Below are 21,845 nucleotides of genomic sequence, written 5' to 3'. Positions count from 1 at the left end.
AGTGCTAGAAGCGTCTTATTTCATTATCTGCAAGAAATAGTTCACCAAGGCTTCAACCAATTGTTTCACAATGGCATTTCTAGTTTCTTCATCAATACTTGGAACTTTTGCTTCCATCGGTTCAGAAGAACCAGTTTTTTGCTTTTTAAACTGATCTTGTAACGCTTGAATTTGTTCTGCGCTTAGGTCTTGTTCGCACTGGCTTTCACCATCCCAATGCAAATAGTCGAGCTTTTGGTTAGGTTTAACTTGGCTAGCAGTTAACGGTAAGCGATAAACATTGCGTTTTTGCTGTTCGGTTAACTGTGGAAATAAGTTAATACCAAGCTTTTCTTCTATATAACAAACACTCACTACCTTCACTTGCTGCGAGTTATTGTTAGGTGCGTAGTAAGCCCCAATAGCGCCAGTTTTTGGCATATACACCGCTTTATAAACTGCGGTAGGTACAATCACGCCCTGCCCAATCGTTTTGAGACGTTTACCCTCAAAAACAGGTCCTGTCACGACATATACATCTTGTTTTTGCTTGGTGACAATGGCACGGGTTGCTTCTTCAAGTTTACGCCAGACTTCTTGGTTATTTTTAGGCGCTTGCGGCACCATGTTGCTAAGCGAGAAACTATCAGACTGGGATTCTTTATTTGGCATATCACCATTTGGTGCCATGTGCCCACGGTCATACCCTGAACCACGGTAGTCACTTAAAAGTGCCCGATGCTTTTGAGGAACACGCGTTTCTTCATGGAAGTTATCTTCACGTTTAATTTTGACACTTAAACGTTCTGCATCTAAATGCTCGGCTGACCATAATGGTGTTTTAGAAATGCCAGAATAGAGGACATTAAAACCGTTAAAGCACAGCGGATAGCTGTCTTTTTTTAAGCTTTCTTTATTTAACGCAGGCGGAACTTCACGATAAAACTGGTTAAGACAAGTCGAGTTAGTACTTAAAGGCGAAAACCACTGCGAAATCTTTTCACTGCCGAAAGCAATTGCAAAGCTTCCGGCTGCAATACAAGCAAGAATAATCTTGCCAAAATGCTCACTTAGAGAAAATGAATTTGTACCTTTACTACGTTTTTTACTTGCCATGTTTCTATCAATACCACTGTCCACACGCAGCTTAACAATCCTGCTTTTTTAAGTATATCGCTTATCTTTCAAATGGTTAAAACGTGGTCATCTTTTTTGTAACTCTAATCGGTTTTACGTAACAGTCTGTTGGCATTATGAGAGCCTTTGGCTATTGAATTGCGCCAATTGCGTATCTTTCGTTGAAATGCACTTATGGCTTATGACATGGTTAGCTCCACAAATTTGGATAAAAATATAATCGGAGTCCATTTAATGATCCATTCAAAGATTATTGGTATTGGCGTAATCACAGGATTGTGTAGTATGGCTGCTTTGGCTGAACCAGCAGTCCAGCCAGGTGATACTTTAGAAAGCTTATCTAAAGTAAAAGTGACTACAACCGTCAACGGCCAACCAGGTTCTATTAGCGATTTGGTCAATAGCGGACAAGTACAGCAAGTTTCTGCTGCACCAACAAGCGCAGCGCCTACCGGTGCTCCTATTCCGGCAGATGTTCCACCAGCACCTCCAGCGGGCGGTGAAATGGCTCCTCCAGCTGCACCAACTGATGCAGTGCCACCTGCACCGAATCAAGCGGCTCCAGCGCCACAAGATCCGAGCACTCCACCGCCAGCTGCTAACCCGAACCAATCAGCAGACCCAATGGCAAAAGATGGGGCGTTACCAGCAGATGCACCTATGCCACAAGCTCAATAATCCGAGCCATAAAAAAACCAAGACATATGTCTTGGTTTTTTTATTACATCAATTTTTATATTTCGATTTGACTACCTAACTCAACCACACGGTTGGTTGGAATTTGATAGAAATCACTGACCGGACTGGTATTACGCTGCATTGAAATAAACAGCTTTTCTCTCCATGGCGACATGCCGTCTCCCACAGAGTGAACAATACGATCACGCGAAATAAAGAAGCTGATATGCATCAAGTCATATTCAAGGCCTAATTGTTCATAGGCTTGCATCAATGCTTTCGGCACATTCATTTCATCTTTAAAGCCGTAGAAAATTTTAATACGGAAGAAATGTTCGGCTAAGGTTTCTGTCGTAATACGCTCTTCAGGTGCAACAAACGGTACATCTTCAATCACTACAGTGACCAAGATATTACGCTGATGCAGTACTTTGTTGTGCTTAATATTATGCAGCATGGCATGTGGCACAACATTTGGCGTACCCGTCATAAATACAGCATCGCCCGGCACCCAGTGCACACTATTACCAATACTTTTTACAAACAAATCGAGTGACAAAGTATCGTGTTCAAGCTTAGCAAAAGTAAGCTCACGGCCACGTTTCCATGTCATTAAAATGGTCACTGCAATCGCACCAATCAGTAATGGCACCCAACCGCCAGACAAGATTTTAAGTGAAGTTGCACCGACCAATACCGACTCTAAAATAAAGAACGGAATAATCAGGAGAAGCACTTTTGGCAGGCTCCACTTCCACGCCGAGTAGATAAATACAGCAACCAAAATCGTGTCACAGAGCATGGTCAAAGTTACGGCCAAACCGTATGCACTTGCCAAGTTCGAGCTGGTTTTGAAGATTAAAATTAAGATAATAATTGCGATTAAAAGTAACCAGTTTAAGAAAGGTACATAAATCTGACCTTCTTCAGATTCAGACGTATGTTTAATACTTAAACGCGGTAAATAACCCAATTGAATCGCTTGGCGCGCAAGAGAAAACACCCCAGAAATTACAGCTTGAGAGGCAATGACTGTTGCCATGGTTGCCATAATAATCATTGGGTACAAGGCCCACTGCGGCACCAGTAAATAGAACGGGTTTTCAATTGCCGCTGGGTCTCTGAGTAATAATGCGCCCTGTCCTGCGTAGTTTAAAACCAAGCATGGCAATACCACAAAGAACCACGCCAGACGAATCGGAACTGGTCCGAAATGTCCCATATCGGCATATAGCGCTTCACCACCAGTCACTGTTAACACCACAGCACCCATCACAAAAAATGTCATGATCGGATGGTGATAGATAAACTGGATCGCCCAATGCGGACTAAACATGCCTAGTACCACAGGGGTTTGGATGACACTGTGAATACCCAAGATTCCTAAAGATAAGAACCACACAAGCGTAATTGGACCAAAAAACTTACCTACAAACGCCGTGCCGTGCTTTTGCACCAAAAACAGCGTGACGATAATGGCAATTGCAATAGGCATAATGAACGGGTCAAACACATCGGTTGCAATAGACAACCCTTCGACCGCAGACAATACTGAAATGGCTGGGGTAATAATGCCGTCACCAAAGAACAGTGATGCCCCAATAAAGCCTATCGCAATCATGTAGATTTTTTTGTTGTCGGCAATTTTCGCTTTACGCAAATTCAACGCGAGTAAGGCCATGATGCCGCCTTCGCCATTGTTGTCTGCACGCATCACAATTGCGACATACTTGATGCTAATAATCAGCATTAAGCACCAAAAAATAATGGATAAAATTCCTAATACGTTTTCAGGCTGAATTCCCAACCCATGCGCTGCATGGAAGGACTCTTTCAAGGCATAGAGCGGACTTGTTCCGATGTCTCCAAAGACCACTCCAAGAGCTGCCAAAGCCGTGGCAGGCAAGGTCGCTTTTTTGGCCGTATTTTGCATTGTGTAATTAAACCAATATGATTTTTAGCGCAATCTTATCACCTCTATTATTTTTTTTCTGTAAAGCTCGTCTTAAATCTTGGCAGGACTCGTTTTTTTAGTTACTATCGCACGCCTTGGTGAGGTGTCCGAGTGGCTGAAGGAGCACGCCTGGAAAGTGTGTATACGTTTACGCGTATCGAGGGTTCGAATCCCTCTCTCACCGCCAGAATTCAAAAAAGACCTAATCGTTTTGATTTAGGTCTTTTTTATTTAACTTAAATAAAATTAATTTAATCAACGATAAGTAACTTCGCACCATTCAGGCTAAAAGACTGGTGTGGCTCTGAATTGTCTCCGACTTGATAACTCATACCTGAAGTTAAAGTAAATTTTCGTCCATCTTTCAATCTACTTTCTAACTCACCTTCTAGGCAAAATAAAATATGTCCTTTTTCACACCAATGGTCTGCCAAGTAGTTTGAAGAGTACTCTACAAGCCTTACTCTTATTTTATTTCCTTCTTCACCAAAAAATTGAGTTTTCCAATAAGCTTTTCCAGTTTCACCGCTATATTCAGTGACTTCTATTTCTTCCCAATTTGTAATTTGAAATGGAAAAGGTGCGATATTCATAGTTTTTCCAAAGACGTATTATTGTGTTTTCAACTTATAGACAAAATTGGTTTTTGCAAACACTTTAAAAATAATTATTTATTAGCCCCCACTGCCCAGCTCAGTAACGAGCCAATTAGATTTTGGATCTTTTTTTACAACAGTTACAAACACGATATAGGTTCCCGCAGGGTTACTAGCAAGATCTGCATGTACTGTTTTTATCTTTATGGTAAGTGAAATCATTTTATAAAATTGTTGATAGTAATCAGGTCTATTTTTTGCCGAGTCGTAACGAACTTTTAGCACTTCTAAAACTTTTGAGTCTTTATAAATTTGGGGTATTTCAGCATTTCGAATATTTAAGTTCTCGCCTGACCAAACATATTTGTATGCTGTAGCTGAGTCTCCATTAGAAAGTGAATTAAAAAAGGAAATAGCAACTCGACTTGCCTGTTCTTTTTCAACGTTAGTCTTTTTCTCGTATGCCTCAAGGACTGTAAATAAACTTAATCCAGCAAGAAGTAATCCGATAGTTATAAAGATTCTAGGCTTTAGCATTTGGTTTCCTTGGGAGAATACGTTTGAACTTCACATTCCACCCGTTTCCATACCGCTCCATCTTTTAAATCCGCTTTTTGAAATTCATATAAGCCCATAAAACGGTACATAGCCCGACTACTCAAATTATCTTTAACTCTTGCAAAGACAATTCTTTTCTGTGGACCATTTTTCCACTCTTCTAATTTTTTAAGGGTAATAGCTTCATCCGTCGACTTTTCAGTAATCGTTAAGCCATCAGGCGATATAGTATTAATCCAATCCTTATTTTCATAAAGTCTAGGAAACCAGATTAAGGTATCTTTTTCATATGGATGAAGTGCTCCACCTCTCTGATAATTTTTATAGTTATAACCAAAGCAATTACAGACATCTTTTGTTGTTTTTAATACTACATTGTCAGCTAGGCTGATGCGTCCTAAATCAATATAAGTTTGAGGGTTATATTCTGTTTCTATATTCCATTCTTTAAAAGTAGAAGCCTCTATTAGCTTATTCTTTGCAGTCTTAATTTCTTCTATAATTTTATCAATTTGTTGATGGATGCTCTCTAAATTTTGAGGTTGACCTTCCTGATTTTTAAAAACATTTACCCTAAAAATTTTATGTCCAGTAATACTAATAATATCTTCTTCTCTCATAGCGTCACTTTCTGTTTGAGAGATACTATAAAGAGGCTCATCTATTTGGTTGAGTGAATACTCCATTTTACTATTTCTTAAAAAGTGATGCCCTTCATCAACTTCAATATGAATACCAAGTTGAGGAAAATATAAATCAGTTAAAGCAATTTTCTTATTTGATAATCTAACAAACTGTTGAGTGACAAATTTTAAAGTAAAGTCGTTAAGTAAATGAATAATTCGACTAACTACATATGCTTCATAACGTTTATTTTTAGTCCGACCTAATTGTCGAATGACATAATCTGTTAAATCTGAACTGAACATAACTGAATTTTTAGTAATCTATAAGTAAAGCTGTAATTTTACTCCTCTAAATTTCCATTGTCGCTTAATTGAAAAAATAATAATTATTTAAATCATAAAGATATCTTACACTGAAACTATTTATTTGTAAGGAAAGACCCAAACCCTCACGCTTAGGCCTTTCTATCTTTAAATTTACTCAGACAATGCTAATAACTTCTGAACATACTGAACGGCACTGTTATCTATTTCTTGGTGAGTTGGAATAGCATCATCTGGTGAAGGGTTTGTGTCTAAACCATAAAATGCATAAAGTGGTTGATAGACTGCCCCAACATATAAAGCGGTGAGTTCAAAAGAACTAAAAATCTGCTCTAACGTAAGCTTATATTCGCCTTGCTCTGAATAAACTTTTTCTTGAGCACCCGCAGACACCGCCAGCATAAACTTTTTATTTTTAAGCTTGTCACCTGTTGAACCGTAAGCCCAACCATACGCCAAAACTTCATCAAGCCATTGTTTCAAAAGCGGCGGACAGTTAAACCAATACACTGGAAATTGAAAAACTAAATTTTCGTGTTCTTCTACAAGCGCTTGTTCTTTGGCAACATCAATTACGCCATCTGGGTAGGTTTGATAAATCTGGTGAACTGTAAATTGGTCGGGATATTTTTCTAACTCCTCTACCCATCTTTTATTAATTACAGACTGGTCTATGTGAGGATGTGCAACGATCACTAATGTCTTTTTCATTATAAAAACACTCTTATCGAAAAGTAGATAAATCGATTATAGAAGTGTGCTTTCCTAAATATAAGTACGGTAATTTTTGTTATATACTATACTAAAAGATAGTGTAGATTTAAAAAAATGACTGACTGCCTTCCATCAAATACGCCATTAGAAGAAACAGGTTTTGGCTACACTCTTTCTTTAATTAATGGCAAATATAAGATGATCATTATGTATTGGCTGTATGGAAAAACCGTTATGCGTTTTAATGAGTTGCAGCGCTGTATTGGCAATATTTCATTTAGAACGCTGAGCAATACACTTAAAGAGTTAGAAAGAGACGAACTGATTATTCGTAAGGAATATCCTCAAATTCCACCAAAGGTTGAGTATCGTCTTTCTGAAAGAGGACAGTCTTTAATTCCTTTGCTAGATATGATGTGCCAATGGGGCGAGCGGAATATGAACTCTTAGTTTTATAGACTGAAAGTGATACTCAATATGAGACATGAATTAAGAGAAATTTTTATTAAGGGAAGCGACGATAAAATTGAAAAGAAGGGAGACAATGTCGGACTGTCTTTTTATGCTTTTTTTAAAAATAAGAATGATAACCCTGAGCTATTGATGGAAGCAGCCCATTGGTGGATTATGGTGCATAAGCTAGATCACTTCGAGAAGGCTGTGAAGATTAAACAATTGGTTTTGAGTGAAAGCTAAAAATAGAATTATTTAAAAGGCTTAAATTTAAGTAAATTAAGCCTTTTTTTTTATTTTAAAAACTTCTATTTAACATATGACCAAACATCAGGATCTGTATATTCTTCATCGATATGATAGCCCTCAGCCTTAGCTTTTCTCTCCTCCTTTTCCCGATATTTTTTATTTTCAATTAATCTCTTTTTAAACGCTTGCTCGAATTCACTAGGTGTCATTTTATCAGAGTCAGGAATTGAGTCTCTTTCATTGTATCGAACACTCTGAAAGCTAAATCTAAGCATATATTGCTCTTCATTACGCTCATTCTTAGCTGTTCTTTTTAAACTGATATCTAAAATAATCCCATTAGCGTACAATCTATAACCCAATGATTTTGTTGGGCTGTTGTTTATTATATTTTTCCACTCCTCAAAGCTAAAAATATAACTAGGATCAATGACATCACGACTTTTCGATAGATGCTTAATATTATCTCCTTTAGCAATACGCGGAGCATCTGTAAAGAAATAGTTTTTCCAGCCAGCCTGATTAATACGTTTCATTAAAGCTACATAGCTTTGATAAACCTGCTCTGGGGTAGCAAATTCTTCTTTTGTGAGGCCAGCATCAATATCTAAAACTTGGATCCCTTCATTTTTGTCATATTGAGTTCCTAATACAGAGAAAACATGGTCAATCGATAAACTGTTAGGACCATTATCTATAGTTAATTTTCCTAAGTTAGGAGGAGAAAATTGAAGCTCTCTAAAGCTAACGTCAGCCGGATGATTATCGACATTACCATTACTATACTTTGAAAAATCTTGAATACCTTGTTCACCCATATGCAAAGTGTAGGCTTGCTGATTCATAGTCAAATTCTCATTATGTTCTGATGTTGGCTGACAAGCGGAAAGTAATAATCCAAAAATAAAGATTAGGAAATATTGTTTAAATTTTGCCATCATTACTATCTTTCCCTACTTTAAACTCTGCTTTGCTATTTCCCCATCCTGCAATAGTTTCTAATTCTTTTTCTAAAAAGTCTCTTCCTTTATCACTTTGCATTAATCGATGATACTTAGCTGCTGCAACTTTAATCCATTTCATACGACTATCATAAACTTCAACTTGTGTACCCTCTAATGGTTCGCTATAAACCGTTTCAGGCAATTGGGATAGAACCCCTGCATGACGCCCTTTATACTGTCCTTGTTTATTAGGTTTAACTGCATCGACCCCATAATCGCTAGTTAAAACAAGAGTACTATCTGGTAAACCAGTAAATCGTTGTAAAGAAGCCTGTTTCTGTACTTTCCATTCCTTCCACACAAGTTCTTGTAAAATATTGTATTGTTCTTGAACTGCTATCGCCATTAGGTGGTCAAAAAGGTTTTTAGCGGCCGTTTTAAAATTATCGTTTCGAGTTTTCCCTGCTCGCTTAAAAGTACTTTCAATATCAGGTAAATACCCAAAACCCTCTTCTATCTGGTCAGTCCATCCTAATTGTTTAATAACTGATAAGGAGTTAGACCAAGGCAAATTCTCAACTTCTTTTTTAATATGTTTAAAACCTGATACTTTTCGGGCTTTCATACAACTTTTAAAGGAGGCTGAAGAAGCACTCCATGCATAATGCCATGGTGCAATATCCATAAATAACCATAAATTGCCCTTAGCAAAAGAATGTACTGGGTCTCGAATCATAGAATTAATTACAGGGGCTGTTAAAACACCGCCTATGGCACCAGAAATCACAGGTGCCCACTTGTATCCCCATGCAGTCAATCCATGTTTAAAAATAGCAGCTACTGTTTTAGAGGCAAATGCCCCAAGCCCCATCCAATAGTAACGCCCCTTAAATAGTTTATTACCTGAGATTTCTTGTTCTAAATAAATTCTGGCATAAACAGAAGCAATACGCCTTGCTCTGGCCTCATACCCAGGTTCAAGTTTGTAATGATTCGCACTTTTAAGGTTAGAAACTCTTTTTATGGCCTCTTGCTGATAAATTTCCCAGAAAGTTAAGCAATCACATTGAACGGTTTTACAGCTATTTTCCGTAGTATTGGTATTACTGTCCCAATCAAGACTTCCACTCATTTAGCATCACCATTATTGTCAGCAGAATCAGCCTCGAAACTTATCCAATTTAAATCCAACTTTAAATTTTCTTCCTTTGAAGTATGAATACGCTTAGATCTACCCTTGTCATCTGTTTGAGAGATGTACTCATTTCCATCGGTAGAAATTTTATAATCTACTTTTTTCATGGGTTCACCCGAAGGTAATAACATTTGGAATTTCTCGTTATATGCCTCATAAGCGGGTAATCCTTGAATATTTACCCCGACTTCAGCCCCACCTTTAAATAGGTGCTGTCCAGCCTTTACCTCAAACTTTGCTGGAGTAATTAATGTAATACCATTTTTATTGATAATAATCTGAGAACCGCCGGCCATATACAAAACCTTATCTGGTAAAAATTTATTTGTCTTCCTACAATAGATTTCATGAAATTAACTAAATTATCTTAATATTATGACCTTTATTCTTGCTATTCAACTTGAGGATAGTATTGTGATTACAGCAGACACACGTAGTACTATATCGTATCAGGATAATGGCTCATATTTATATCAAGACGGTGTTCAAAAGTTCTTTCCATGGGAAAACGGTATTATTACAGGAACTGGCGAATTAAACCTTATCCAAAATGTTATGCTTTCTTTCAATAATTTTACGAAACAGAATATTCATGAGCTACCAAATTTATTGAAGACATCTAAATTAATACGTGAACAAGAAATTTCACATTCACAGTTAGAAATCACAAAATTATTATATTCGACTTATAGTAAAAATGGGGCACAAATTTACTCAATTCAACCTAATAAACTAGAAGAATATGAAGTAATTAGATGTGAGAAAAATGAAATTTTGCTATGGACATTTAACCCAGATATTCGGCCTATTATTAATGCACTGACAGAATTATATTCCAGCTTAAAACCATTAAAAGTATTTAATAATATGGCTGACTGTATTTATTATTATTTAAACCAAATATCTCCTATTTTTCGTAAGCAAGCTCAACATGACTCTATGATGAGCAAAGAATTTAACTTCTTTTTTCAAACCAAAGATGAATATTTTTTTGGAGAATTTTTAAATAATAGCTCTAACACACTGAATAGAAAATAATCTTTTAAGGTAGCCTCTATTAGCCTTTCCCCCTCCCACCTTTAAAATAATCAAACAACTCCTCTTACAACAAATAAAACTATCTCGATTTAAGCCATCCACCTATTTCTTTTAATACATCTACTAATTTTTCTAGTTTTCGGCCTTCCTCAGTTAAAGAATATTCAACCTTAACAGGCACTTCTGCATAGACTTCTCTTGAAATAAATCCTTCTTCTTCTAAAAAACGTAACTCTAAAGTTAGCATTCTCTGAGAAATATTAGGAATTGCTCTGCGTAACTCATTAAAACGCATTGTTCTTTCTAATAAAAAAGAAATAATGAGCATGCGCCAACGACCACCTAACACCGTCATGGCTTCTTCGACTGTACAGCCTGAAATGTTATCTTTCATAGATGATTACTAAGTATAATAAATATACCTACATAACAAAAAAATGCCTAATTTACAACCTATACCTAATTATAAATAATGCTTCTATCTAACCAATCACGGATATTTACTGTGGAATATAAAGAAATTTCAAAGAAAACCATCGGGCATTTATATTCAGCTCATTCTTCTATTAGATCTTCAGATTTAGACCCAAAACTAATTGCTTTAGCCGAGCTGTATGTCTCTCAAATCAATGGTTGTGCGTATTGTTGTGCTTTTCATTCCAAGGAGTTAAGAGACTTTGGCATAGCTCAAGAGGTTATCGACCAAATACCGGGGTATAAACATTCAAAAGCTTTCTCTGAAAAACAAAAAGTCGTTTTGGAGTTTGCGTCTGCAATTACCTATTTAAATGACCCGAAACAAATTGAAGCGACCAGAGAAAGTTTGGCTCAGCATTTTAGTGAAAAAGAGATTGTAGATTTAACGGCGAGTATTTCTTTAATGGGGGCATTAAACAGACTAAGAATTACCTTAGGCGATTAAGCCCCATAAAATATATGATTGAGTACTCAAATTTTTAAATTTTAAAAAGGCCTAGCTATAGGCCTTCCCCCTCATACCCGACTTAGAAAATAATCAATCAGATGCTCCCTTTCATCAGTTTGATTTGAGCTTAAAAGCTGCACCATCGCGCCATCGACCACGAACAAAAACATATGCGCATCTTCAACTGTAGCGGCAGGTTTTACGGTTAAAAGTAGTTTGTGAATTTCCTGAATAAGCCAGTTTCGATAATCAACCACCACTTTATAAGCCGAAGGATAATGTTTTTCTATTTCAAAAATTGCTTTAAAAGGCAAACGATAAAACCCTTCTGAGTCAGCATGTAAAAAGAAAATTTTCTTGAGTTTATCGAACACCATCAGTTCACTGTACGAATAGATCGTGGAAAATACCTCTTCTTTTAAAGCGTCTGTTTGAAAAGTTAAGCTCATCTGAATGAGTCTTTCTTTTGAGTGGAAGTAGTTGTAAAAGGTGGCTTTGGGAATTTGGGAGTCGGCAATAATTCGGTCTACCCCTACCTTATGAAACCCGTATTGGTTAAATAAATTTTTTGCCGTGTGGAGCACTCGCAATGCTCTAAATGAAGCTTCTAAATTTTTCATGTATATCGCTTAAAATAATTTTTTGTTGTAAATAAAAGAGATAGAAATGCCGTCGCTCTTAAATTGAGCGCTAAATACAGGCGTGCAAAAGCAGCACAAAAATGGTGTGCTCGCCTATCTCGGATTTTATTGTTGCTATGATTTTTTAGTCGTAATGACCTATGGCTTAAAACCTAGAGTCGGTTAAACCGTTTTAAAGACCAGTTGGGTATAGAGTCAAAGATTTTGGCAAAGGTTGCCAATAAGAGAGATAAAATAGTACGCATATGACGGATTCCTGTACAAATAAGGATTCTGCCTATCTCTGCTAAAAGATGGTGGCAGAACGAAAGGGGGTTAGCAGACTGGGTACAGAACCAGCACACCCGAAGGTGTCCCCCTCTCGCCCTACCGCAACGTGAGGGAGACGGGTTGAATACATGCAGATCTCTCCCTCAGAAGGAATAAATCTGATGTAATCTGTACGACGGTCTGCTAAAACCGACTGGCAATGTAGGCCAGCAGGCAAAGGATAATCCGCGTGTTTTTAAGTGTCAATGTGATATTGGCTATTCATTTATAAAGATTATTTTTATTTTTCATTGGCATAGTGCTTTAAGAATATATTTTCTTAAAGTTTAGTTTTTCTGGTTACTTCATTGTTAATTTATCGTTCATTTTCAAACCTGTTTAAATGAACAGATTGATCACGCCATAAATAAAAGCTACAGTAAATAAAGTTTGAATTTTATAACTTTAAATAAATTGATAATGCATGCAGGCAAAAAACATGGAAACCATACATGATTTTTATCGCCGCTTTTCTTTAACCAGAGATAGCGATTACTCGGTTCCATCAACTTGAACTTCACTACGCCAACCGCTGGATACGAGTCGACCGCCCTGCTTTACTGTTTTCAAACCCAATGGTGCCCTACGCTTGGGAAATTAATTCGCCTGAACAAGCAGGCTGGTTTTGTCTATTTACCGAAGAGTTTGTAAACCAAGAATCTAGACAAAGCTTTTTAAAAGACTCACCGCTGTTTAAAGTCGACGGCGACCCCCTATATTTTTTAAACGATCAACAAGTTGAAGAAATTTCATTTATTTTCAAAAAGATGATGAATGAAATAAATTCAGACTATATTCATAAATACAATGTTTTAAGAAATTATTTGCATCTGATTGTGCATGAAGCCATGAAAATGCAACCGACCCAACAGTTTGAAAAACATAGTAATGCTTCGGTGCGCATTTGCCATTTATTCTTTGAGTTATTAGAGCGCCAATTTCCCATCGATTCGCCACATTTTCAGCTTAAACTCAAAACTGCAAATGACTTTGCCTATGGCTTGTCTGTGCATGTGAACCATTTAAACCGAGCTGTAAAAGAAGCCACAGGTAAAACCACGTCTGAGCATATTAGCTCGCGCATTACGCAAGAAGCCAAAGCCCTGCTACAACACACCAGTTGGAATATTTCCGAAATTGCCTATAGCTTAGGCTTTGAATATTCAGCATATTTCACTAACTTCTTTAAGAAAAATACCGGATTTTCGCCTAAAAAATTCCGTGAAGACTGTGTAGCCTAAAAACAGATTATTTGAATTTTATAATTATTGGTTTGAATGTTATACGTCAGTTTGAGCCAAAGCATTTTATAGTTTTTCTACTCAAGTGATTTTGCAAAAAGAGTGTGAAAAATGAAATATAGAACTTTAGGACAAACAGGCGAAAAAGTATCAGCACTTGGTTTAGGTTGCATGGGAATGAGCTTTGCCTATGGTGCCTCAGATGACACACAAAGCATTGCCACTCTAGAAAAGGCATTAGACCTCGGCATTAACTTTTGGGACACCGCCGACATGTACGGCAACGGCGCAAACGAAGTTTTACTCTCAAAAGTTTTAGAAAAACACCGCGACAAAGTATTTTTGGCGACCAAATTTGGCTTTCGTTATAAAGAAGATAACCTTAACCCGAAAAACTCTTTAGAGTCTTATATTGATGGTTCTCCAGAGTGGATTAAAGTTGCGGTCGAAAACAGTTTAAGACGTTTAAATACAGACGTGATTGATTTGTATTATGCACATCGCATTGATCCAAACATTCCAGTTGAAGACACCATTGGCGCAATGGCTGACTTGGTCAAACAAGGTAAAGTTCGTTATTTAGGGCTGAGTGAAGCATCGGCTGAAACCATTCGTAAAGCACATGCGATTCACCCGATTGCAGCGGTTCAACATGAATATTCGCTACTTACCCGTGAGTTTGAGCAAACTCATTTGCAAACGATTCGTGAGTTAGGCATTAGCCTTGTGCCGTATTCACCGTTATCACGTGGTTTAATTACCAATACGCTTGATGTGAATAACCTAGACGAAAATGATTTCCGTCGCCAGTTACCACGTTATCAGGGCGATAACTGGAAAAATAACCAAAGCTTGGCACAAGCATTTAGCGAGTTTGCTCAAAGCAAAAATGCGACAGCGGCTCAACTGGCTTTGGCTTGGATTTTTGCGCAAGGTGACGACATTATTCCAATTCCGGGTACGCGTAAAATCGAGCGACTTGTAGAAAATGCGGGTGCTGTAGACCTTCATTTAACACCAGCAGATTTAGCAGAAATCGAAGCGATTATTGCAAGATATCCAAACATGGGCGCTCGCTATAACGCTCAGCAACTTGCTGCGGTGAATCACTAATATATAGGCCATAAAAAAGTCCGACTCAGTGTCGGACTTTTTTTATTTAGTCTTTGCTATATGTGCCTTGCTGGCGTCCACCTTCCCAGATCGCATCTAAGGATTTATCCGAAATCGTTAGGCTTTCAGGGAAAATACTTAAATCTTTTTTAAATTTAGTCTCTGGTTTTAAACCAATACAGTCTCCATTTTTCCACCATATGCCTTCGGCATATTGGTCTAAAGCACCCACAGCGAGCATCCATTGAAACTTGCCATCTGGCTGAAGTAAAAGCTCTGAACCGACTTCCATCACACCATGTAAATAATAGTGCCCACTCCAAGCCTGATCGGCCTTTTGGAATTTCACTTCCTTACAGGTACTAGTCGGCTCTGCATAAATGTGAGCAGAAAAAATAGCTGTAGACACAAGCAGTAAAGGTGCAAATATATTTTTCATTATTGTGTTCCTATATGTTTAATCTTATTTTCCAGACTCAACTTTTAAATACGTTCCATCGGCATAAACGTTATGTCCAAAGCCACACCCCGACTCACCTTCGCTTTGTTTAACCTGAATATAATTTCCTAATTTCGCATTAGATTTAAAATCGAGCTGAATACGGCAGTCTTGATCTTTATAAATGGTTTGCTTGGCATTGGTCGGCATTTTGGTGTCAAACTCACCCATATTTGGGCCGTAAATTAAGCTTCTAAGTCCCATATAAACGCCCGAATAGCCAATGGTATATTGGCCCTGTTTACGGCTTACCGTGATGTGATCCCACTCACCAAAACCTGAGTAACGGACGTACTCACCCGACAAATCATTTGATGCTTTAGGTTGAGGCAACTGCTTAAGGTTAAATTGACTAGACTTTGATTTTTCATCGAGCATAAACCATGCTCTTGCCCAAAGTGGCTGACCCAATTTGGCATAGGCTAAGCCCACGTTATTGTTGGCAACTTCAATATCACGGTCGGTAAATTTAACTGTGGTTTCATCTGCATTAGCCTTACAAAAAGCAGTCCAAGAGGCTTGGTTCTGGAAATTTTCGAGCGCTTTTTTATATTGTTTTTGATCGTAGAATTTCTTACCTAAGCTCGCGTATTGCTTCACTTTATTACAGCCTTGTTGTAATTCTTGTTCATAAGAAAATTCTGCATGGGTCACCGCCAAAGCTGAAAGTGTAAGAACCGCGCAGCCTGTAATAATCGATTTAATCATTTTTAAAATTCTTTAATAATTAACTAATTATATAATATGAGCTGGCGCTATAAATCACAATTATTTGAAACAAAAGTCTATTAGAAGAGTTTAGGTTTTTATAAAAATAGTTAAATCCATACAAAATAAATTTTTGAAAACATTCAACCTTAACTGGTTATTTTAATTGAATATTCAACCAAAAAATAATGTAGACTGCATGCGTAAAAATTAGGAAGAATTATAAGAGTGAATAATTTAATTATTGGAACCCTATTTGCACTGTGTGCAGCGGCTTTAAATGCATCTATTGGTGTAATTAGTAAATTACTCATGCACAGTGGTTTAAACCCACAAGACATTGCCTTTTTAAAAACCATTATCGCCTTTTCTTTTTAAGTGTGTTTTTATTTAAAGTGCCTGTCAGCCAAAAGATTGCTTTTATTAGCAACACGCCAAGTAAACTCAGCGTTTTTGCTCAAATTGCTATATGTGCTTTTTTAGGAATTTTCTCGCTATTCTTTTTTGAGACCATTGCTTATAACCACGGTGCTGCGGCCAATGTGGTAGTGGTACTCATGGCTTCGGCTGCCATCTCTGCCCTATTTTTTGGGCGGTTCATTTTAAAAGAAAGCATCTACATTCATTCGCTTATTGGAACATTATTGGCAGTTGCGGGGATTAGCATTATTTCGTGGAAAGGTGAAAATAGCCTTTTAATGCTGATCAACGCTTCTATTGCCGGTACGGGTTATGGCTTATTTTCGGTTTTAGTGAAAAAGTTCAAATTAAACGGCGGGTTGTTTCTGACTAAATACTTACTGCTGTTTGGTAGCGTTTATCTTGCGGTTCCGTTTTTAGTAAACTTGCATAGCATTACTTTTAATAGTGACATCATTTTAGGTTTGATTGGTTTAGCTGTTCTACCAACCATACTCGGCTTTTTCTGTACCACTAAAGCGTTGTCATATATGAGTGCCGCAAAGGTACAAGTGACCGAGCTTTCAGAACCCATTTTTGCAGCGCTCATGGCTTGGGTTTTCATTCATGAACAGCCGACTTTATCGTTTTTATATGGCGCGATTTTTATTATTTCAGGCATCTTTTTAATGAACAGAGCGCCGAAATCAAACTAGCTGATTTCATTTATTTTGTTGGCGTGGTGACAAGCCACTTGCACCACACTGGCAAAGTTAATCGCCAACTGTGAAGGGGCATGTTTTTTATAGGCAAGCCCTAAACCCACCGTAGGTATAGGTGCTTTCAAAGACCGATAAGCCACACCTTGTATTTGCAATTGTTTGGTCGACTCGGGAACCAAAGACACCCCTAAGTTTGCAGACACCAACGATAAAATTGACACAATTTGCGGGGCATTTTGTCCAATTTTCGGTTCAAAGCCACGCTCATGACAGGCCTGTTTAATCGCATCAAAAAGCCCTGCACTCACTGAAGGTGGCGAGACAATAAAATCAAGCTCTCGCAGCGCAGTTAAATCAATTTCTTGTGATGCATCGTCGAGTTGAAAAGACTCTGAAGGTAAAGCAGCAATGAGCGGCTCAGCTAATAATTCTTGTAGAATGAGGCTATCCGGCATATTGCGTGGCGAACGAATAATTGCGACATCTAAACGGTCTTCAAGTAATAGGTCGATGAGCAGCAAGGTATTGGCTTCTTCAAGCTTTAAATTTACTTTCGGATATTGCTGCTGGAAATAGCGAACGCATTTAGGAATTAAAGGGTTCAACATTGAAGTGCCTGTAAAACCTAATCGTAGTTGACCCACTTCGCCATTTGCCACTTGTTTAACAAGGTTTGCTGCATCTTCTACACGCTGCTGCACTGGCTGAATTGCATTTAAAAAGGCAAGCCCCGCTTCGGTCAGCTCCACCCCATGAGGCGAACGAATAAATAAATCTGCACCGAGCTCTTCTTCTAAGTCTCGTATTTGCATACTTAAGGGTGGCTGGCTCATGTTTAAGCGCTGCGCAGCTTTGGTAAAGTTTTTTTCTTCTGCTACTGCCAAAAAGTAGCGTATATGCCTGAGTTCCATTGTTATATATAAAACATATCGTGTCCCATTATTAAATATATTAGAAAAATACCTTCTAAATTGCTAATTTTAATTTATCGAATTTTCTCGATTCAGCATGCCTTTAGGCACTGCTCTTTTTTCTGTCATGGTCATGATATGAACTCTTCATCTACACCCAGTATCTTAAACACTGAGGCAACGTCTGTTCTTTCCCGTGAGTGGATTCATAAAGGGACTAAAGCTTATAAACATGCAGGATTTGCTTTATTCCTCGTAGGTTTTGCTAGCTTCTCTCTAATTTATTGTGTACAGCCACTCTTACCTGCATTTAGCCAAAGCTTTCAGATTAGTCCTGCGAGTAGCTCTTTGGCACTGTCATTAACGACTGCCTTTTTAGCAATTTCAATTGTGCTATCGAGTGCCTTTTCACAAGCGATTGGCCGTCGCGGCGTGATCTTTACGTCAATGCTGTGTGCCGCAATTTTAAATATTGTCTCGATGCTTACACCGAACTGGCACAGTTTACTCATAGCACGTGCGTTAGAAGGTTTACTGCTTGGTGGCGTACCCGCAGTGACTATGGCTTGGATTGCCGAAGAAATTGCACCTGAACACCTCGGTAAAACCATGGGTTTATATATTGCAGGGACAGCCTTTGGTGGCATGATGGGCCGTGTCGGTATGGGTATTTTGGTTGAATATTTTTCATGGCGCACCGCCTTAGGCCTACTTGGAGCAATCTGTTTTATTTGCTCAATTGCATTTTTAAAATTACTTCCCGTATCGCGTAATTTTATGCAGAAAAAAGGGCTGAATTTAGGCTTTCACATGCAAATGTGGCGTGCTCATTTAAGCAATATTAAATTATTACGCCTGTTTGCCATTGGTTTCTTGCTCACCAGTGTTTTTGTCACCCTGTTTAACTATGCAACCTTCCGCTTAAGCGGTGCACCTTATTCACTGAGTCAAACACAAATTAGCCTTATTTTCTTGTCGTATAGCTTTGGTATGGTGTCTTCATCGTTGGCAGGTAGCTTAGCTGATCGCTTCGGTAAAAAAACCATGATGATGAGTGGCTTTGCTTTGATGATCGTGGGTAGTCTAATGACCCTGCTCAGCTCTCTTTTCGGCATTATTATTGGCATCGCATTTATTACCACAGGCTTCTTTATTACCCACTCACTTACGAGTAGTTCTGTGGGTGCCGAAAGCAAACAAGCTAAAGCTCATGCCAGTTCGCTTTACTTGCTGTTTTACTATATGGGTTCAAGTATTGTCGGCTCGGCGGGCGGTTGGTTCTGGTTACACGGTGGCTGGAGTGCGATTGTCGGTTTAACCGTGGTCTTGTCTTTAATTGGAATATTTTTAGCGGTTTATACTTCACATGCTAAAGCGCATTAATATAGTAAAACCCTAACTTTTTTAGGCTAAACCCGATGAGTATTTAAAAATCATATGAAAAAATTTAAATGCTCATTTTTTGGCTTGTATTTTTTTTAAGAAACTGTAAAATTCACTCCACATCGCCGGCATAGCTCAGTTGGTAGAGCAACTGACTTGTAATCAGTAGGTCCACAGTTCGAATCCGTGTGCCGGCACCATCATTAAACCTCATGAATATTTGATTTATGAGGTTTTTTGTTGTCTATAGGTTTTGGAATAGACCTTTTGACTGTGCTGCCTTAGGTGGTAAAGAAATTCGTTAATAAGAAATGAAAAAAGCCCAACATCCTGTTGGGCTTTTTTCGTATTTCGTTACTAGGCATACATCCTGTAATACCTCACGTCCTGGTACTTAAACTTATTATTGTTGTTTTACGTTTTGGAACTTCCTGTTACTGATGAGTTCATCATAGGCAATTCATGAGGTCATAGAAAGACGTCAATTTCCTGAATGGATGTAGGAAAAAGCGTACATGGTTCTTTTAAATTTAAAACTTGATTTATCTATCATGGAAATAAAAATATGAATTTATAAGAAGTTATGTTCTTCAATTAAATAAGAAAACGATATAATGAGTTTATTACTTTATTTCTAAAATAAATTTAAAAACAACAAGGAACGACATGTCTAATCTACCTTTAAACCTTTTTCAATCTTTAGTGATCATACTTGCATGCCTTATTATCCTTGTAAGTAAAATGCCTCAGCTAAAATTTAGAAAAACCATATTATTTTTAGCTCTTGGCAGTCTTACTTTAATCTGTGCTTTGGCAATATTTGGCTTCTTTAATTAAGCCTTATTTCTTGCTCTTCTCTATCATTTTTTCAAAGTGTTTAAGGTTTGGATTCAGCATGTCCCAAGCATAGGTCTGACTCACAAAAACCTCCGCTTTAGGATGATAGAGACTTGGGTCATCCAAAGTGCCTGCGCGTATTGAAATCATTTCAGGAACGAGTTCAGGTAAGCCAAAAAGTTGAGAACCACAAGTCGGGCAAAAGGCTCTTTTAATGGGACGACCAGAAGAACCTAATGTCTCAAAATATTTAAGTTCGCCACTTATTTTCAATTCAGATTGATGAAAAAAAGCGATTGGTGCATAGGCCGAACCTGTTGCCTTTTGGCAATCTCGACAATGGCAATTAAAACTATAACGTGGCTCTGCATCGCTTTGATAGCTCACAGCTCCACATAAACATGATCCTTGATATTTAACTGACATGGCTCACCCTATTTTTTTATTGCTGTTATTTGAATATAACGTACATACCCATTTTGATAGAGTTGTTGGCATAACTTTGCAGTCATTTGGATTTTAAAATTTGCCAACCCTCGGTTATGGCTTTGTGCTTGTTGATTTTGAATATACTGTGAAAAACCTAATAATACCTGTTCTGACAAATCTTCGATTTTAATATCTGTAAAACCTTGTTGTTCCAAGGTAGTTCTCAGTATCTCTTCCGTGAGTAAGGCATCCCAAGTGACATCGGCTGCTTTAAGTAAATAACGGTACTTTTGTTCTTGAAAGGCTGTCATGTTTTGACATGAGTCGGCACGCATCAAGTAATGAAAACCTAATCGTCCTTTTGAATTTAAAATGGAAGTAACCGAATCCAGAAATGAATTTAAATGACTGTGATAAGCCGCATCGATACAGAGCACCACATCGAAGCGTTGTTTAAATTCAAATTGTTTTAAATTTAAAAATGAACCACAGAAAATCTGACTTATTTCAGGAATAAGTTTTTGAATTTTATTAACACACGAGGCTTGTAGTTCAACTGCATTCAGGCTTTTGGGGTGATAGTGCTGTAACCAGTGCAATAAACTTGCACCCTGTCCACAACCTAAATCTAAGAGATGATCTTTTGAATTTAAATTGACAGCTTGTGCCAAATGATCAGCCAATTGGCGACAAGCTTCACGGTAGGTTTGGGTATTTTTCCAAAAACCCAAGTTTGTCCAAGCAAGCTCTTTACTATCCCCCAAACTTGATGCATCAATTGCATATTTATGAGGGATAAATCGAGAAAGAGCTGCTCGAACTTTTGCTTTCACAATTTTAGTAACCGAGTTCAGGGGCAACTTCGACCTTAGGCTTTAATCCCACGAATGGTAAAGGTGCACCCAAAATTTCAGCAATATGCATCGCAGAAGTCACTGCTGACTCTAAAATTGGCAAACCATCACATGACCATGAACCACAGTAGAATACTTTACGGTTTGGTTCTAAGTGACGTTGTTGTAGCTCTTTGTTTAAAGCAATAGTTTGCGAGTCTACAACTGCACGCGTTAAGGTCACTTTTGAAATGACTTTTTTAGGGTCAATATCAACTACTGGACGCCAAGTTTGGAATACAGGATTTTTACCTACTAGTGATGGCTCAACGGCATTCATCCAAACTGTAAACTGCTGACGAGTAAACTTACGGTCCATCATATAGCTCAGCACTGACCAGTCTTTACGGCGTGGTGGCATTACTGTTGCATCTGTATGAATAACCAAGT

The 21,845-nt window shown here is 37.9% G+C and carries 23 protein-coding genes, 2 tRNA genes and 3 pseudogenes; 11 read left to right on the top strand and 17 right to left on the bottom strand.

Annotated elements, in window-relative coordinates:
- Positions 1-15 precede the first annotated feature (15 nt).
- Positions 16-1,095, bottom strand: a complete 1,080-nt coding sequence (locus tag C1642_RS09000) for a DNA/RNA non-specific endonuclease (protein WP_000157128.1) — start codon at positions 1,093-1,095, stop codon at positions 16-18.
- 255 nt (positions 1,096-1,350) lie between these two features.
- Between C1642_RS09000 and C1642_RS08995 the strand changes: the two genes are divergently transcribed.
- Positions 1,351-1,794 (top strand): hypothetical protein, encoded by a 444-nt coding sequence (locus C1642_RS08995; protein ID WP_011860463.1) that lies wholly within the window; start codon positions 1,351-1,353, stop codon positions 1,792-1,794.
- 55 nt (positions 1,795-1,849) lie between these two features.
- On the opposite strand, the gene C1642_RS08990 is transcribed toward C1642_RS08995, so the two are convergent.
- The gene (locus C1642_RS08990; protein WP_001181667.1) at positions 1,850-3,727 is read right to left on the bottom strand and encodes a potassium transporter Kup; all 1,878 of its coding nucleotides are present in this window, start codon (positions 3,725-3,727) and stop codon (positions 1,850-1,852) included.
- A 118-nt stretch (positions 3,728-3,845) separates the two neighbouring features.
- Between C1642_RS08990 and C1642_RS08985 the strand changes: the two genes are divergently transcribed.
- Positions 3,846-3,935: transfer RNA gene (locus tag C1642_RS08985), tRNA-Ser, on the top strand.
- Between the two features lie 64 nt (positions 3,936-3,999).
- Here the strand turns inward: C1642_RS08985 and C1642_RS08980 are convergent.
- From C1642_RS08980 to C1642_RS08965, 4 genes are all read right to left on the bottom strand, one after another.
- Positions 4,000-4,341 (bottom strand): DHCW motif cupin fold protein, encoded by a 342-nt coding sequence (locus C1642_RS08980; protein ID WP_057054648.1) that lies wholly within the window; start codon positions 4,339-4,341, stop codon positions 4,000-4,002.
- Between the two features lie 81 nt (positions 4,342-4,422).
- Positions 4,423-4,881 (bottom strand): hypothetical protein, encoded by a 459-nt coding sequence (locus tag C1642_RS08975; RefSeq protein ID WP_103236222.1) that lies wholly within the window; start codon positions 4,879-4,881, stop codon positions 4,423-4,425.
- Positions 4,875-5,831, bottom strand: coding sequence for an AbaSI family restriction endonuclease (locus tag C1642_RS08970; protein ID WP_031961442.1), 957 nt, complete (start codon positions 5,829-5,831; stop codon positions 4,875-4,877). Before C1642_RS08970 ends, C1642_RS08975 begins: the two co-directional genes overlap by 7 nt.
- Positions 5,832-6,005: 174 nt before the next feature.
- Positions 6,006-6,563: an NAD(P)H-dependent oxidoreductase gene (locus C1642_RS08965; RefSeq protein WP_002048205.1), complete on the bottom strand. Its 558-nt coding sequence runs from the start codon at positions 6,561-6,563 to the stop codon at positions 6,006-6,008.
- A gap of 117 nt (positions 6,564-6,680) precedes the next feature.
- On the opposite strand from C1642_RS08965, the gene C1642_RS08955 reads away from it, so the two are divergent.
- Both C1642_RS08955 and C1642_RS08950 read left to right on the top strand, forming a co-directional pair.
- Positions 6,681-7,016, top strand: coding sequence for a winged helix-turn-helix transcriptional regulator (locus C1642_RS08955; RefSeq protein ID WP_000128772.1), 336 nt, complete (start codon positions 6,681-6,683; stop codon positions 7,014-7,016).
- Between the two features lie 27 nt (positions 7,017-7,043).
- Positions 7,044-7,262 (top strand): DUF6500 family protein, encoded by a 219-nt coding sequence (locus C1642_RS08950; RefSeq protein ID WP_103236221.1) that lies wholly within the window; start codon positions 7,044-7,046, stop codon positions 7,260-7,262.
- 65 nt (positions 7,263-7,327) lie between these two features.
- Here C1642_RS08950 and C1642_RS08945 read toward each other — a convergent pair whose 3' ends face one another.
- Genes C1642_RS08945 through C1642_RS08935 form a run of 3 tightly spaced genes read right to left on the bottom strand, consistent with a single transcriptional unit; the run spans position 7,328 to position 9,703 of the window.
- A complete protein-coding gene (locus tag C1642_RS08945) occupies positions 7,328-8,209 on the bottom strand; it encodes a hypothetical protein (RefSeq protein WP_103236220.1) in 882 nt (293 codons plus the stop codon).
- Positions 8,193-9,344, bottom strand: a complete 1,152-nt coding sequence (locus C1642_RS08940; RefSeq protein WP_103236219.1) for a DUF2515 family protein — start codon at positions 9,342-9,344, stop codon at positions 8,193-8,195. The genes C1642_RS08945 and C1642_RS08940 overlap by 17 nt, the downstream gene beginning before the upstream one ends.
- Entirely contained in the window at positions 9,341-9,703 is a 363-nt protein-coding gene (locus tag C1642_RS08935) for a hypothetical protein (protein WP_032046310.1), read from the bottom strand. Before C1642_RS08935 ends, C1642_RS08940 begins: the two co-directional genes overlap by 4 nt.
- A 79-nt stretch (positions 9,704-9,782) precedes the next feature.
- On the opposite strand from C1642_RS08935, the gene C1642_RS08930 reads away from it, so the two are divergent.
- The gene (locus C1642_RS08930) at positions 9,783-10,445 is read left to right on the top strand and encodes a hypothetical protein (protein ID WP_005109310.1); all 663 of its coding nucleotides are present in this window, start codon (positions 9,783-9,785) and stop codon (positions 10,443-10,445) included.
- A 79-nt stretch (positions 10,446-10,524) separates the two neighbouring features.
- On the opposite strand, the gene C1642_RS08925 is transcribed toward C1642_RS08930, so the two are convergent.
- Entirely contained in the window at positions 10,525-10,839 is a 315-nt protein-coding gene (locus C1642_RS08925) for a winged helix-turn-helix transcriptional regulator (protein WP_000654310.1), read from the bottom strand.
- A gap of 111 nt (positions 10,840-10,950) precedes the next feature.
- Here C1642_RS08925 and C1642_RS08920 point away from each other — a divergent pair, with 111 nt between their 5' ends.
- Entirely contained in the window at positions 10,951-11,367 is a 417-nt protein-coding gene (locus tag C1642_RS08920; RefSeq protein WP_072689039.1) for a carboxymuconolactone decarboxylase family protein, read from the top strand.
- Positions 11,368-11,438: 71 nt separating this feature from the next.
- On the opposite strand, the gene C1642_RS08915 is transcribed toward C1642_RS08920, so the two are convergent.
- Positions 11,439-11,990: a TetR/AcrR family transcriptional regulator gene (locus C1642_RS08915; protein WP_103236218.1), complete on the bottom strand. Its 552-nt coding sequence runs from the start codon at positions 11,988-11,990 to the stop codon at positions 11,439-11,441.
- A gap of 769 nt (positions 11,991-12,759) precedes the next feature.
- Here C1642_RS08915 and C1642_RS08910 point away from each other — a divergent pair.
- Both C1642_RS08910 and C1642_RS08905 read left to right on the top strand, forming a co-directional pair.
- Positions 12,760-13,561: pseudogene (locus tag C1642_RS08910) on the top strand (helix-turn-helix domain-containing protein).
- Positions 13,562-13,672: 111 nt separating this feature from the next.
- Complete coding sequence (locus C1642_RS08905) at positions 13,673-14,674, top strand: aldo/keto reductase (protein WP_103236217.1); 1,002 nt, start codon at positions 13,673-13,675, stop codon at positions 14,672-14,674.
- Between the two features lie 46 nt (positions 14,675-14,720).
- Here C1642_RS08905 and C1642_RS08900 read toward each other — a convergent pair whose 3' ends face one another.
- Both C1642_RS08900 and C1642_RS08895 read right to left on the bottom strand, forming a co-directional pair.
- Entirely contained in the window at positions 14,721-15,113 is a 393-nt protein-coding gene (locus tag C1642_RS08900) for a hypothetical protein (protein WP_103236216.1), read from the bottom strand.
- Between the two features lie 24 nt (positions 15,114-15,137).
- The gene (locus tag C1642_RS08895) at positions 15,138-15,881 is read right to left on the bottom strand and encodes a hypothetical protein (RefSeq protein WP_000597377.1); all 744 of its coding nucleotides are present in this window, start codon (positions 15,879-15,881) and stop codon (positions 15,138-15,140) included.
- A gap of 228 nt (positions 15,882-16,109) precedes the next feature.
- Between C1642_RS08895 and C1642_RS08890 the strand changes: the two are divergent.
- A pseudogene (locus tag C1642_RS08890) lies at positions 16,110-16,996 on the top strand (DMT family transporter).
- Here C1642_RS08890 and sxtR read toward each other — a convergent pair.
- Positions 16,993-17,913, bottom strand: a complete 921-nt coding sequence (gene sxtR / locus C1642_RS08885; RefSeq protein WP_025465816.1) for a multidrug efflux pump transcriptional activator SxtR — start codon at positions 17,911-17,913, stop codon at positions 16,993-16,995. The pseudogene C1642_RS08890 and the gene sxtR sit on opposite strands and share 4 nt — an antisense overlap.
- A 138-nt stretch (positions 17,914-18,051) precedes the next feature.
- Between sxtR and sxtP the strand changes: the two genes are divergently transcribed.
- Together sxtP and C1642_RS08875 are read left to right on the top strand one after the other, a co-directional pair.
- Positions 18,052-19,296, top strand: coding sequence for a multidrug efflux MFS transporter SxtP (gene sxtP / locus C1642_RS08880; RefSeq protein ID WP_103236215.1), 1,245 nt, complete (start codon positions 18,052-18,054; stop codon positions 19,294-19,296).
- A 124-nt stretch (positions 19,297-19,420) separates the two neighbouring features.
- A tRNA-Thr gene (locus tag C1642_RS08875) sits at positions 19,421-19,496 on the top strand.
- 640 nt (positions 19,497-20,136) lie between these two features.
- Here the strand turns inward: C1642_RS08875 and C1642_RS08870 are convergent.
- The 3 genes and pseudogenes from C1642_RS08870 to C1642_RS08860 form a co-directional block, all read right to left on the bottom strand.
- The gene (locus tag C1642_RS08870; RefSeq protein ID WP_000114353.1) at positions 20,137-20,559 is read right to left on the bottom strand and encodes a GFA family protein; all 423 of its coding nucleotides are present in this window, start codon (positions 20,557-20,559) and stop codon (positions 20,137-20,139) included.
- An 8-nt stretch (positions 20,560-20,567) separates the two neighbouring features.
- Positions 20,568-21,395, bottom strand: coding sequence for an SAM-dependent methyltransferase (locus C1642_RS08865; RefSeq protein ID WP_103236214.1), 828 nt, complete (start codon positions 21,393-21,395; stop codon positions 20,568-20,570).
- 4 nt (positions 21,396-21,399) lie between these two features.
- A pseudogene (locus C1642_RS08860) lies at positions 21,400-21,845 on the bottom strand (monoamine oxidase); the annotation flags it as partial.

It is taken from the genome of Acinetobacter sp. AKBS16 (genome assembly GCF_002899995.1).
In the GTDB taxonomy this organism is placed as follows: domain Bacteria; phylum Pseudomonadota; class Gammaproteobacteria; order Pseudomonadales; family Moraxellaceae; genus Acinetobacter; species Acinetobacter baumannii.
This window is presented reverse-complemented; position numbering and strand designations above follow the sequence as displayed.

Bases quoted from the DNA above. Each gene is read 5' to 3' on its own strand.
- C1642_RS09000 (WP_000157128.1), bottom strand. From the start codon at position 1,095: ATGGCAAGTAAAAAACGTAGTAAAGGTACAAATTCATTTTCTCTAAGT.
- C1642_RS08995 (WP_011860463.1), top strand. From the start codon at position 1,351: ATGATCCATTCAAAGATTATTGGTATTGGCGTAATCACAGGATTGTGT.
- C1642_RS08990 (WP_001181667.1), bottom strand. From the start codon at position 3,727: ATGCAAAATACGGCCAAAAAAGCGACCTTGCCTGCCACGGCTTTGGCA.
- C1642_RS08980 (WP_057054648.1), bottom strand. From the start codon at position 4,341: ATGAATATCGCACCTTTTCCATTTCAAATTACAAATTGGGAAGAAATA.
- C1642_RS08975 (WP_103236222.1), bottom strand. From the start codon at position 4,881: ATGCTAAAGCCTAGAATCTTTATAACTATCGGATTACTTCTTGCTGGA.
- C1642_RS08970 (WP_031961442.1), bottom strand. From the start codon at position 5,831: ATGTTCAGTTCAGATTTAACAGATTATGTCATTCGACAATTAGGTCGG.
- C1642_RS08965 (WP_002048205.1), bottom strand. From the start codon at position 6,563: ATGAAAAAGACATTAGTGATCGTTGCACATCCTCACATAGACCAGTCT.
- C1642_RS08955 (WP_000128772.1), top strand. From the start codon at position 6,681: ATGACTGACTGCCTTCCATCAAATACGCCATTAGAAGAAACAGGTTTT.
- C1642_RS08950 (WP_103236221.1), top strand. From the start codon at position 7,044: ATGAGACATGAATTAAGAGAAATTTTTATTAAGGGAAGCGACGATAAA.
- C1642_RS08945 (WP_103236220.1), bottom strand. From the start codon at position 8,209: ATGATGGCAAAATTTAAACAATATTTCCTAATCTTTATTTTTGGATTA.
- C1642_RS08940 (WP_103236219.1), bottom strand. From the start codon at position 9,344: ATGAGTGGAAGTCTTGATTGGGACAGTAATACCAATACTACGGAAAAT.
- C1642_RS08935 (WP_032046310.1), bottom strand. From the start codon at position 9,703: ATGGCCGGCGGTTCTCAGATTATTATCAATAAAAATGGTATTACATTA.
- C1642_RS08930 (WP_005109310.1), top strand. From the start codon at position 9,783: ATGACCTTTATTCTTGCTATTCAACTTGAGGATAGTATTGTGATTACA.
- C1642_RS08925 (WP_000654310.1), bottom strand. From the start codon at position 10,839: ATGAAAGATAACATTTCAGGCTGTACAGTCGAAGAAGCCATGACGGTG.
- C1642_RS08915 (WP_103236218.1), bottom strand. From the start codon at position 11,990: ATGAAAAATTTAGAAGCTTCATTTAGAGCATTGCGAGTGCTCCACACG.
- C1642_RS08905 (WP_103236217.1), top strand. From the start codon at position 13,673: ATGAAATATAGAACTTTAGGACAAACAGGCGAAAAAGTATCAGCACTT.
- C1642_RS08900 (WP_103236216.1), bottom strand. From the start codon at position 15,113: ATGAAAAATATATTTGCACCTTTACTGCTTGTGTCTACAGCTATTTTT.
- C1642_RS08895 (WP_000597377.1), bottom strand. From the start codon at position 15,881: ATGATTAAATCGATTATTACAGGCTGCGCGGTTCTTACACTTTCAGCT.
- sxtR (WP_025465816.1), bottom strand. From the start codon at position 17,913: ATGGAACTCAGGCATATACGCTACTTTTTGGCAGTAGCAGAAGAAAAA.
- sxtP (WP_103236215.1), top strand. From the start codon at position 18,052: ATGAACTCTTCATCTACACCCAGTATCTTAAACACTGAGGCAACGTCT.
- C1642_RS08870 (WP_000114353.1), bottom strand. From the start codon at position 20,559: ATGTCAGTTAAATATCAAGGATCATGTTTATGTGGAGCTGTGAGCTAT.